7 protein-coding genes, 1 tRNA gene and 2 pseudogenes are annotated in these 11,462 nt (G+C 69.9%); 6 read left to right on the top strand and 4 right to left on the bottom strand.

The features are described from left to right. Positions 1-162: 162 nt before the first annotated feature. Entirely contained in the window at positions 163-3,450 is a 3,288-nt protein-coding gene (locus AB0M67_RS37315; protein WP_365752074.1) for a family 78 glycoside hydrolase catalytic domain, read from the top strand. Positions 3,451-3,550: 100 nt separating this feature from the next. Here AB0M67_RS37315 and cobF read toward each other — a convergent pair whose 3' ends face one another. Beyond that, complete coding sequence (cobF, locus tag AB0M67_RS37320) at positions 3,551-4,399, bottom strand: precorrin-6A synthase (deacetylating) (protein ID WP_365752075.1); 849 nt, start codon at positions 4,397-4,399, stop codon at positions 3,551-3,553. A 136-nt stretch (positions 4,400-4,535) separates the two neighbouring features. Between cobF and AB0M67_RS37325 the strand changes: the two genes are divergently transcribed. The 3 genes from AB0M67_RS37325 to AB0M67_RS37335 are packed head-to-tail and all read left to right on the top strand — an operon-like array spanning position 4,536 to position 7,482. Next, positions 4,536-5,255 (top strand): (Fe-S)-binding protein, encoded by a 720-nt coding sequence (locus tag AB0M67_RS37325; protein ID WP_365752076.1) that lies wholly within the window; start codon positions 4,536-4,538, stop codon positions 5,253-5,255. After that, positions 5,252-6,727, top strand: a complete 1,476-nt coding sequence (locus AB0M67_RS37330) for a LutB/LldF family L-lactate oxidation iron-sulfur protein (RefSeq protein WP_365752077.1) — start codon at positions 5,252-5,254, stop codon at positions 6,725-6,727. Before AB0M67_RS37325 ends, AB0M67_RS37330 begins: the two co-directional genes overlap by 4 nt. Continuing rightward, positions 6,724-7,482 carry an LUD domain-containing protein gene (locus tag AB0M67_RS37335; protein ID WP_365752078.1) on the top strand — a complete coding sequence of 253 codons (759 nt, stop codon included), beginning with the start codon at positions 6,724-6,726 and terminating at the stop codon, positions 7,480-7,482. Before AB0M67_RS37330 ends, AB0M67_RS37335 begins: the two co-directional genes overlap by 4 nt. On the opposite strand, the gene AB0M67_RS37340 is transcribed toward AB0M67_RS37335, so the two are convergent. Next, positions 7,472-7,855: a DUF309 domain-containing protein gene (locus AB0M67_RS37340; RefSeq protein ID WP_365752079.1), complete on the bottom strand. Its 384-nt coding sequence runs from the start codon at positions 7,853-7,855 to the stop codon at positions 7,472-7,474. The genes AB0M67_RS37335 and AB0M67_RS37340 overlap by 11 nt on opposite strands. Before the next feature lie 202 nt (positions 7,856-8,057). On the opposite strand from AB0M67_RS37340, the gene AB0M67_RS37345 reads away from it, so the two are divergent. Continuing rightward, positions 8,058-8,134, top strand: a tRNA-Pro gene (locus tag AB0M67_RS37345). 1,174 nt (positions 8,135-9,308) lie between these two features. On the opposite strand, the pseudogene AB0M67_RS37350 reads toward AB0M67_RS37345, so the two are convergent. Together AB0M67_RS37350 and AB0M67_RS37355 are read right to left on the bottom strand one after the other, a co-directional pair. Next, positions 9,309-9,657, bottom strand: a pseudogene (locus tag AB0M67_RS37350) (contact-dependent growth inhibition system immunity protein); the annotation flags it as partial. 22 nt (positions 9,658-9,679) lie between these two features. After that, complete coding sequence (locus AB0M67_RS37355) at positions 9,680-10,243, bottom strand: hypothetical protein (protein ID WP_365752080.1); 564 nt, start codon at positions 10,241-10,243, stop codon at positions 9,680-9,682. A 339-nt stretch (positions 10,244-10,582) separates the two neighbouring features. Here AB0M67_RS37355 and AB0M67_RS37360 point away from each other — a divergent pair. Continuing rightward, a pseudogene (locus AB0M67_RS37360) lies at positions 10,583-11,373 on the top strand (ATP-dependent helicase); the annotation flags it as partial. Between the last annotated feature and the right edge of the window lie 89 nt (positions 11,374-11,462).

Below are 11,462 nucleotides of genomic sequence, written 5' to 3' on the forward strand. Positions count from 1 at the left end.
GAGTCGGGGCCGGGGGCGGGGCGGTACGGGGCCGCTTCGCGCCCCGTCCGTCCCCGTCCGTACCAGGCGTCCCGCGCACACCTCTTGTAGCGCGGACACGGTCGGCCCTACGATGCCCGACAGGGGCATGAAACGTTTCAATCCAAGGGAGCCGCGATGGGCATGGGCTGGACACGCCGAGGTCTTCTGCACACCTCCGTGGCGGGCGCCGGGGTGGGGATCGCGGGGCTCGCCGCCGCCTCCCCCGCCGCGGGCGCGCCGTCCGGCGGCTCGCCGGGAACGGGCGGGCGACCGGGCCGGCTCCATGTCACCACCGCCACGGTCGAGTACACCGAGCGGCTTCTCGGCACCGATACGGCGGCCCCGCTGCTGTCCTGGGAGCTGAGCGGCGAGAAGGGCGCCCGGGGCGTCGGCCAGAGCGCCTATCAGATCCGGGCCGCGACCGATCCGCGCGCGCTCACCTCCGGACGCCAACTCCTCTGGGACACCGGCCGCGTGTCCTCCGACCGGGGCATCGCCGTGCCCTACGCGGGCCCCGAGCTGCCGCCCCGTACCCGCTGCCACTGGCAGGTCCGCGTCTGGGACGCCGACGGACACGCCTCACCGTGGAGCACGGCGGGCTGGTGGGAGACCGCGCTCGGCGCCGAGCCGTGGCAGGCGCGCTGGATAGGCGCCGACCAGGCACCACAGCCGCCCGGCTTCGACGGCGCGTCCTGGATCTGGACCGAGGGGGCGACCACCGGCAACGCACCCGTGGGCCCCGGATGGTTCCGCGGCGGACTCGAACTCCCGCCCGGCGCGCGGGGCGAGGGCATCGCACGGGCCACACTCCTCGCCACGGCCGACGACGACTTCACCCTCCATCTCAACGGCAGACAGACGCTCCACGCGCCCGAGCAGGTGGACGGCTGGCGCACCGGCCGCATGGCCGATGTCACCGAGGCCGTACGGTCCGCCGCCGACGGCCGGATCGTTCTCGCCGCCCTCGCGGCCAACCGCGGCGCGGTCAGCGTCAACCCGGCGGGACTGCTCGTACGGCTGCTCGTCGAAACCGCCCAGGGCGCCAGCCACGAACTGGTCACCGGCGCCGGCTGGCGCGCCGCGGACACCGAGCGACAGGGCTGGGAACAGCCGGACTTCGACGACAGCGGCTGGGCCCCGGCGACCGTACTCGCCCCCTACGGCCAGGGCCCCTGGGGAAGCGGGGTATCGATCGCGTCGCCCGAGGCACCCGCGCCGCTGCTGCGCCGCGAGTTCACCGTGGCCAAGCCGGTCAGCCGCGCCCGGCTGTACATCAGCGGACTCGCCTACTACACAGCCGAGTTGAACGGGAAACGAGTCGGCAGCCAGGTGCTCGACCCGGCCTTCACCGACTACGACGAGACCGTGATGTACGCCGTCCACGATGTGACCCCGCTGCTGCGGCGCGGTGACAACGCGATCGGTGTGACCCTCGGCCGTGGCTTCTACGGCATGACCACCCCCAATGTCTGGAACTGGCACCAGCCGCCATGGCACGGCGAACCCCGGCTGCTCTGCCGGCTGGAGGCCGAGCACCCCGACGGCTCCCGCACCACCGTCGTCTCCGACACCGACTGGCGGATCACCGAAGGCCCCACGCTCACCAACTCCCTCTACGCGGGTGAGACCTACGATGCCCGGCTGGCCCCCAGGGGCTGGACGATGCCCGGCTTCGACGACAGCTCCTGGCGCTCCCCGAACCCCCAGACCGCGCCCAAGGGCACGCTGCGCGCGCAGCCGCACGACCCCATCGAGATCATCGAGACCCTCACCCCCACCGCGATCACGGAGCTGCGCCCCGGGGTGTACGTCGTCGACATGGGCCGGACGACGGCGGGCTGGACCCGGCTGAGCGTACGGGCCCCCGCGGGCACCCTCGTCCAGCTCGTCCACGGCGAGAAGCTCAAGGCGGACGGCAGTGTGCACGCGGAGACCGGTCATGTGCCGGGGCGCTTCCAGCGCGACGAGTACATCTGCGCGGGCGGCGGGACCGAGGTCTGGGAGCCCTCCTTCTCGTACAAGGGCTTCCGCTATGTCCAGATCAGCGGATTGCCGGGCCGGCCACGCCCCGCCGATGTGCTCGGCCGTGTCGTCCATACGAAGGTGGCCGAGGTCAGCTCCTTCGACTGCTCGGAGCCCTTCTACGAGCAGCTCGACCGGGCGATGCGCCGCACTCTGCTCAACAATCTGCACGGCATTCCGACCGACACCCCCATGTACGAGAAGAACGGCTGGACCGGGGACGCGCAGCTCGGCGCGCCCATCATGGCCTACGCCTTCGGGGTCCACCGCTTCCTGGCGAAATGGCTCGACGACCTGGCGGACAGTCAGAGCGCCGAGGGCCAGTTGCCGGTGATCGTGCCCAGCGGTGGCTGGGGCTACGGCGACCTCGGGCCCTCTCCGGAGTGGACGACCGTATACCCGTTCCTGATCAGGGAGATGTACCGGATCTACGGTGACGACCGGGTGGCCCGCGCACACTGGACCACCCTGATCCGCTATCTGGACTGGGAGTTGGACCGGCTGGTGGACGGTCTCGCCATCACCGCGCTCGGTGACTATCTGCCACCGGGATACGGCGGCAACCCGCCCGAGGACACCCGCCTCACGGCGACGGCGTATCTGCACCGCGCGCTGACCCAGACGGCCGAACTGGGCGAACTGCTGGGCCACGGCGAGGTCGCGGACCGCTACCGTTCGGCGGCAGCCCGGCTGAAGGACGCCTTCAACGCCACCTTCCTGGACCCCGCGTCCGGCCACTACCGGACCGCGAAGGACCCCGGCTACCGGCAGACCTCCAACGCCCTGCCGCTCGCCTTCGGTCTGGTCCCGAGCGGCGCCCGCGCGTCGGTGCTCGACAGTCTCGTCGCCGACATCACGGCGCGCGGCGACCACCTCAACACCGGTGCACTGGGCACGAGCGTGCTGCTTCGTGTCCTGTGCGCGGGCGACCGCCCCGAGGTCGCGCACGCCATCGCCACCCAGCGTACGTACCCGAGCTGGGGCTACTGGTTCGACAACGGCGCCGACACCATGTGGGAGATGTGGCCCGTGGACTCGCGCTCGCGCGACCACTACTTCCAGGGCACGGTCGTCCAGTGGCTGTACGAGAACGTGGCGGGACTGCGCCCCGGGGACGCGGGCTACCGCACCTTCACCGTACGGCCCGATGGCAGGACCGGAGTCACCTGGGCACGCACCTCGATCCGTACCGTACGTGGCACGGCCTCGGTGGCCTGGTCCGCGATAGGCCCTGATCTGCGGCTCTCGGTGCGGGTGCCGGTCGGCGCGACGGCGGAGATCCATGTACCGGCCGAGCGCCCCGAGCTGGTGAAGGCACCGGGCGGAACGGAGTATCTCCGTACGGAACCGGGCTTTGTCGTCTATCGGGCGGGGCAGGGCACGTGGGACTTCGTGGGGCGGAGCTGACGGGGAAGCCCGAGGGAGAGCCGACGAAGAGCCGATGCCGAGCCGAGAGGGAGCCGACAGGGACGTGCCTTTGAACGTTTCAGAACGGCCGTGGCGTGCCTCAGTCCCGGCGCAGCAGATACGTGTCCATGATCCAGCCCTTGCGGGCACGTGCTTCGGACCGCAACTCGCTGATCCGGTCGGCCACTTCGGAGAGCCGGCCGGAGACCAGGATCTCGTCCTCGGTCCCCACATAGGCGCCCCAGTGGATGACGGGATCCGCCGCCAGCTGGTGGCGGAAGGACTGGTGCGCGTCCAGCATCACCACGACATCGTCCGTGCCGTCCGGCCAGCCCTCGGCGAGCCGGCGGCCGGTGGTGATCTGTACGGGCCGGCCCACCCGGGTCAGTCCGACGCGGTGCCTGGCGGCCAGCGCGGAGACGCTGCTGATGCCCGGGATCACCTCGTACTCGAACCGGACCGAGCCGCGCGCCAGGATCTCTTCCAGGATGGCGAGCGTCGAGTCGTACAGGGAGGGGTCGCCCCAGACGAGGAACGCCCCGGTCCTGTTGTCCCGGCCGGGGCCCTCGCTCCCGTCGGGGTTCTCGCTCTCTTCAAGGCCCTCGCTCTCTTCAAGGCCCTCGCCGTCGCTCAGCTCATCGATGATCGCGCGCTCGCAGAGGGCGGCGCGCCGGCTCCGCCAGTCGTCGACGGTCCCGGGATAAGCGGTGCCGTCGGTCGTTCCCTCCCGTTCCGGGTCACGGATCTCGACCAGCCGATAGCCCCGGCCGCCCGAGGACTCACCGGCGTGGCGGCGCAGGATCTCGTGCCGGAGCCCGATCAGCTCCGATTTCTCGGCGCCCTTGTCGAGCAGGAAGAAGACGTCAACGCCCTGGAGAGCCTTGACCGCCTGGACGGTCAGTTGGTCGGGGTCGCCCGCGCCGATGCCGATGACATAGATCTTTCGCACACCGCCGAGTCTGCCGTATGCCCCTCGGCCGCCCCGATACCGCCCGGAGGAAGGTCATATCCATCGGATGTCTGATGATCCATCACCCTCTTCGAAGGGCTTCCGCGCACCCTCGCGGCCGACATATGCTCCGCCCATGCGTGCCGCCCTTTTCGTCACCTGTGTCAACGACGCCGTCTACCCGGCCACCGGCATCGCGACCGTACGGCTCCTGGAACGTCTGGGCGTCGACGTCGACTTCCCCGACGCGCAGACCTGCTGCGGCCAGCCCCAGTTCAATACGGGCTACCGGCGGGAGACCGAGCCGCTGGTACGGCGGATGACCCGGGCCTTCGAGGGGTACGACTATGTGGTGACCCCGTCCGGGTCCTGCGCCGCCATGGTCCGCCACCACTACCCCAGGATCGGTGACGAGGCCGCGGCCTCGCTCGCCGCGCGGACGTACGAGCTGACCGAGTTCCTGGTCGACGTGGTGGGCGTGACGGATGTGGGGGCGCACTTCCCGCACACCGTCACCTACCACCCCTCCTGTCACGGTCTGCGGTTGCTGGGCCTGGGGGAACGGCCGCGAAGGCTGCTGGAGTCGGTACGGGGACTGGAGCTGCGGGAGCTGCCCGGCGCGGACGAGTGCTGTGGCTTCGGCGGCACCTTCGCGGTGAAGAACTCCGATGTTTCCGCCGCGATGGGTCAGGACAAGGTGAGCAACGCGGTCTCCACCGGGGCCGAGGTGCTCTGTGGCGCGGACAATTCCTGTCTGATGCATATCGGCGGGATCGTGAGCCGCGAGGGTGCCCCGCTGCGTCCCGTACATCTCGCGGAGATCCTGGCGTCGACGGAAGAGGAGCCCTGGTCATGAGCGGTACGTATCTGGGGATGCCGGCGTTTCCGGTGGCGGCGAAGGAGGCGGTCGGCAACGAGACGCTGCGCGGCAATCTGCGGCACGCCACCCACACCATCCGCGACAAGCGCGCCAAGGCCGTGGCGGAGCTGGACGACTGGGCGCTGCTCCGGGAGGCGGGCAAGCGGATCAAGGACCATACGCTGCGCCACCTGGACCGCTATCTGGTGCGGCTGGAGGAGTCGGTCACGGCGGCGGGCGGAGTGGTGCACTGGGCGGCCGACGCCGACGAGGCGAACCGCATCGTCGCGGAGCTGGTGAAGGCCACGGGCGAGACCGAGGTCGTCAAGGTCAAGTCCATGGCCACCCAGGAGATCGGGCTCAACGAGGCGCTGGAGGCCGAGGGCATCTCCGCGTACGAGACCGACCTGGCCGAGCTGATCGTCCAGCTCGGCCACGACCGGCCCTCCCACATCCTCGTCCCGGCGATCCACCGCAACCGTGGCGAGATCCGGGACATCTTCCGGGACCGGATGGGCGCCTGGGGCCGGCCGGCGCCCGACGGCCTCTCCGACACCCCCGGCGAACTCGCCGAGGCCGCGCGGCTGCATCTGCGGGAGAAGTTCCTGCGCGCCAAGGTCGGTATCTCGGGGGCGAACTTCATGGTCGCCGAGACCGGCACGCTCGTGGTCTTCGAATCGGAGGGCAACGGACGGATGTGTCTGACGCTTCCCGAGACGCTGATCTCCGTGGTGGGCATCGAGAAGGTGGTGCCGAGCTGGCGGGATCTGGAGGTCTTCCTTCAGACGCTGCCGCGCTCCTCGACGGCGGAACGGATGAATCCGTACACCAGCATGTGGACCGGCACCCATGACGCGGACGGACCGCGCACCTTCCATCTGGTGCTGCTGGACAACGGCCGTACGGACACACTGGCCGACGAGGTCGGCCGGCAGGCGCTGCGCTGTATCCGCTGCTCGGCCTGTCTCAATGTCTGCCCGGTGTACGAGCGGGCCGGCGGGCACGCGTACGGCTCGGTCTACCCGGGCCCGATCGGGGCGATCCTCAGCCCCCAACTGCGGGGCACCCAGAGCGAGATCGACGCGTCGCTGCCGTACGCCTCCTCGCTCTGCGGCGCCTGCTACGACGTGTGTCCCGTCGCCATCGACATCCCCGAGGTACTGGTCCATCTCCGCGAGCGGGTCGCGGACCAGGGCGGCAAGGGGCACCGGCTGGAGAAGGCCGCGATGAAGGCGGCGGGCTGGGTCTTCAACCATCCGCGTGTGATGGCGGCGGGGGAGCGGGCCGCGTCGAAGACGCGCCGGCTGCATCCCTCGAAGCTCCCCGGGACGGGGGCGTGGACCGACTCGCGCGATCTGCCCGAGCTGCCGGCGGAGTCGTTCCGCGACTGGTGGAAGAAGCACCACAACGACCGCAGCGCCTCCAACAACCCCACCAACCCGAACGACCGTAAGGACACAGGGACATGAGCACCGGCGCAGCCGCGACCCCGCGACCCGGCCCCGGCTCTGGCCCCGGCCCCGGCTCTGGCCCCGGCCCCGGCTCTGGCCCCGGCCCCGGCTCTGGACCCGGCCCGGGTCCCGGAGCCGGATCCCGGGAGCGGATCCTCGCCCGGATCCGCGCCGCCGTCGCGGACGCCCCCGACGCCCCGGAAGCCGCGCGCGACTACCTGGACACGCACACCCCCGACGCACGCGTCATCGATCTCCTCGCCGAGAACCTCGCCGACTACCGCGCGCTCGTCCACCGGACGGACACCGAGGGGCTCCCCGCACTCATCGCGCGCCTCCTGGCAGAACGGGGCGCCCGCACCGTCCTCGTACCCCCGCTGCTCCCGGCGCTCTGGCTCTCCGCGCTCTCCTCGGTGGGCACCGATCTGATCAGGGTCGAGGACGATCCCACCGCCACGGCCCGAGATCTCGATGTCGTGGACAGTGTGATCACCGGCTGCGCCCTCGCCATCGCGGAGACCGGCACACTCGTTCTCGACGCCGCCCCCGACCAGGGACGGCGCCGCATCACACTCGTGCCCGACCATCACATCTGTGTCGTACGCACCGCTGACCAGGTGGTCGGTTCCGTACCGCAGGCCATGCCCATGCTCGACCCCACCCGCCCGCTGACCTGGATCTCCGGCCCGTCCGCGACCAGCGACATCGAACTCGACCGGGTGGAGGGCGTACACGGTCCGCGCACGCTCGAAGTCATCCTGCTCAGTGAGTGAGCGGCACCAGCCGAGGAGCCTCGCGGGCGGCGTCCACCTCTTCCCCGCGCGCCACCCGCCCCGCCAACTCCCGGGCCCAGGCGATCAGTCCGGCCACATCGACATCGTACGGATCCCGGTACGCCGCGATCGCCCCCGCGCCCCGCAACAGCAACCGCGCCCCACCGGTCGCGTTCCCCCGGGCGGCGTGCGTCAGCCCGACGGCGAGCTGAGCCATCCCTTTCCACAGCGTCCGCTCCGCGTCGGGCCCCGACTTCCACGCGTCCTCGAACACCTCGTGCGCATGGAACGGCATCCCCGCGTCCAGCAGCCGCTGCGCCTCCCGAAGCGTCTCCCCGGGCGTACGGACCACCCCCTCGGGCTGCCGCTCCACCCCCGGAACCCCATACGCCAACGGCCGCCCCAACCCATCCCGAGGCCGCGCACTCCGCGCCCGCCCCTCGTCGTCACGATCCCGCCGGTTCTCCGTCATACGCCGATTGTCGCGCGGACAGGGCGCGTCTTCGCGCCGCCCGGAGTGAGGTAATGTTCTCTTGCGTGGCCAACCGGGGGATTCCCCCACCGAGGCCACACATCGGGACGTGGCGCAGCTTGGTAGCGCACTTGACTGGGGGTCAAGGGGTCGCAGGTTCAAATCCTGTCGTCCCGACCAGCGTTTACGCAGGTCACGGGCGGTATCGGAGAAATCCGGTGCCGCCTTTCCGTGTTTCCTGGGGACCAGTTGGGGACCAGCCGGTCCAGCGGTGGCGTCCGGGGGCGGGCTGGACGGCGAGGCTGATGGGGGTGCGGACGGGGATGAGGTGGGCGGGTGAGGGCATGGCCGGCGTTGGTTATCTGGGTCATGTCGGGGTGGAGGGGGCGGTCATGGAGTCCTGGGAAGAAGGCGGGACGGGCAGCGGTGGAGTGTGCGCGGCGTAGGGGGCGCGTGGGGGCAAGTCACCCTTCAAGCCTCCGAAGATTCCCCGGTTACCGAAACCGGCGATCACCTGCTGTAAAGCCCCCCGGCCGGACACTGACACAGCACGTGCTGTCCAGGTGAAGCCGCAGTCAAGACCGCCACCGCAGGACGCGACTGCCTTGTCCAGCGAGGCGGTGAGAGGGTGCTGCCCCTGCTCTCTTCGGTCGTCGGCCATGCAATGCGTAGGGTTACTCGCTGTCGCTCATTCCTCAGTGTGCTGGGAGTGGTTGGCCGGTGAGGACCGGTGACTGAGGCCGCGCACCGTGTTCTACGAGGAGCGAGACGCATTCATCACCGCCGTGCACGAATGCCTTGAGGGGGCTGCCAGGATGGGTGCTCGGCCAACGCCCTGCGAGTAACCGGCGTCGCCGCCCATATGGCTGCCGTCGCGGTCGTCAACGGATCGTGATTCCGAGGCAGTGGGCGCGCACCGGAACTGCCCTCCGGAACGGCCGTCGACATGTTCCCGATGACGCAGCATGTGGAGTGCGTGGCGATCCTGGGGCCGACCGCGAAGGGCGCCTGACCTGCGGCTTTCTGTATCAGGGTCGTTTCTCGACCAGTTTCCCTCTGTGTAACAGGTCGGTCGGCCCGAGGCGCTGTGACCTGCGCTTTTGGAGTGAGGGGAGTATCGAAGGTGTCGCGGTGACTGTCTTGCGAACGCTCTTGACGCTCCCCCAAGCTGGAAGCACCCGACACGGCGGCGCCGGAGCTGAGGCGCCGGATGACCCTTAGCGCACCGGAGGAAGGTCAGCCGCCTGCTCGGACACTGTCGGTGTGGCGCGCTGACCCGTGTGCCCTGCGACGCTGTCCACATTCGTGCCATCCTGCGGCTGTGGAGCGCCCGTCCGCCGACCGTCCAGCCGGATCAGACGCCGGAGAGCGTCGCCGCCAGCGACTGGAACCAGGCGCCGTGGGAGAACGGCTCCGGCGGGCTTGCCTCCATGCCGAGTTCGGCGGCAGCCAGAGCGTAGTCGGCCTCGTCCAGAGGGAGGGCGAGCAACTCGTGGAGTTCGCCCACGAGGCGTGCGACCAGTTGGGGGTCGGTGGTGGCAGCGTAGTCCGCGACGGCGGAGTCGAAGTCGGGGAACTCGTCGACGATGTCCTGCGAGCCAGCCACCGAGCAGTTGCACGGTCTCCGGAAAACGCGCGTGCCACTTCCAGTGCGTCTGCGGGGACGACGGCTCCGGGACTTCGCCCTCCTCGATGCTCCTGCGCCGGCACGGATTGGCAGCCGGATCACAGGTCGTTGAAGTTCCAGAACAAGCCGACCTCGGTGTCCGAGACGATGACCAGGCCGCAGTCCTCCGTGAAGACGCTCAGCGGGCTGTACCCCAGGCTCTCCAGCGTGAAGTCGAGTGTGCCGGGCGCGCTGCCGGTCTTGCTGACGTTGGTGCGATAGATGGCTTTGTCCCCGAAACGGGCCAGGATCGTGCGCGCCATCGCCCTCAGCTCGTCCGCGGACTCGTCGAAGTACCGGAGGTTGGACAGGGTGCAGCCGCCCTCGGTGAGGGCCAGGAGCAGGTTCTCGGCACTGTCCTGGTCGATCGCCTTGAGGCGCGGCGCGAGATACTCCGGGGGGTGGACGGCGAAGGGCCACGTGGGGTTCCCCACGCGCTCGGGGTCCTTCTCCGCGTCGTCGACGCGGGCCCAGCCCCGAGGGTCCGGCACGGCCCGGGCCATCAACGCGAGGACGTCGAGCGTCCAGTCCTCGTGGTGGTACGGGCCGGTGGCGATGTACGCGTACGCGTCCCTGTACAGGTGGCGTATCGCGGCGTCCCAGGACATCTGGTCGGCGGACATGTGGTGCGGGCCTTTCTCGGCGGGGCGCTATGGCTTGTAGTGCATCGACGTCATGACGGTGAACGGCGGGGTGCGGCTGCTGTCGTACCGGATCCGCGTGTCGATGCCGGTCACGTCGTACGCCTTGGCGTCCATCCCGCCCTCCTTGTACCCGGACAGCGGGTCATTCGGGTCCACCGGCTGCTTGAACGCGCTGCGGCCGCTCGTCTCACCGGGCGACGCGGTCGAACGGAACTACTCAACCTTTCCCTCGTCCGGCGGCGGCGGGCCTTTGATCCACGCCTCGATGGCGGCATTGTTCTCGTTGACGTTGTACTCGTCAGCTCCTCGGCCCGCTCCCGCCACCTCGTCGCACAGCAATTTCTCGCCGTCACCCTGTAGGAACACCGCATCGGCGACCGCCTCTGGCCCGAACAATGGAACGGCCTCGCGCCCTTTGACCGGTTCGCCGCCCCCCTCCTGTCCCACCTCGTCGAAGGCGGCTTCCTCGATAGCGACAGCGGCATGCTGTTCATCGGCACCGAGGCCGAGAAGCACTTCGGCCGACGCCACTTCATGGAGCTGACCGCCTCTTCACCGCACCGACCGAGTTCACCGTGCTCGCCGGACGCACTGAGATCGGCATGACCGACTCCACCGTTCTCACCGAGGAACGCCCAGGCCCGCGCCGCCTGCTCTTGGCAGGCCGTAGCTGGCAGGTCACCTTCGTCGACTGGGCCCGACGCCGCGCTTTCGTCGAACCAGTCGAAGACGGCGGCGTCGCCAAATGGCAGGGCAGCGAAGCCCGCGGCCTTTCCTACGCTGTCGCCCGGGCAATGCGCGAAGTTCTCCTCGGTACAGACCCGGACGTCCGCCTGACCCGCCGCGCCACGGCCGCTCTCGCCCAACTGCGCATGGACCGAGCACCCCACGAAGTGCACCCGGCAGGCACCCTCCTGGTCCGAAACGCCGATGCCACCCGCTGGTGGACCTGGGCCGGTTACCGCGCCAACGCCACTCTCACAGCCTCTCTCGGCAACCTTGCCGACCCTGTGCAGCGCCCTACCGACTCTCACATCCGGCTGCGTCAAGACCTCGCGCCCGACGACTGGAAGGCCGCCCGCGCTGAACTCCCTGACTCTCTAAGCTTGGCGTTTATCCTCGGCGGGCTTGGTGTTCCTTGATCGACTCGGCGCGTTTGACCGTCTTGCCGACGTCGTGGCGCCTGGCCCGGTGCTTG

This window comes from Streptomyces sp. NPDC051662 (assembly GCF_040681655.1).
In the GTDB taxonomy this organism is placed as follows: Bacteria; Actinomycetota; Actinomycetes; order Streptomycetales; family Streptomycetaceae; genus Streptomyces.

Excerpts from the sequence above, each read along its gene's own strand:
- AB0M67_RS37330 (WP_365752077.1), top strand. The coding sequence starts at position 5,252 with ATGAGCGGTACGTATCTGGGGATGCCGGCGTTTCCGGTGGCGGCGAAG.
- AB0M67_RS37325 (WP_365752076.1), top strand. The coding sequence starts at position 4,536 with ATGCGTGCCGCCCTTTTCGTCACCTGTGTCAACGACGCCGTCTACCCG.
- AB0M67_RS37335 (WP_365752078.1), top strand. The coding sequence starts at position 6,724 with ATGAGCACCGGCGCAGCCGCGACCCCGCGACCCGGCCCCGGCTCTGGC.
- AB0M67_RS37355 (WP_365752080.1), bottom strand. The coding sequence starts at position 10,243 with ATGTCCGCCGACCAGATGTCCTGGGACGCCGCGATACGCCACCTGTAC.
- AB0M67_RS37315 (WP_365752074.1), top strand. The coding sequence starts at position 163 with ATGGGCTGGACACGCCGAGGTCTTCTGCACACCTCCGTGGCGGGCGCC.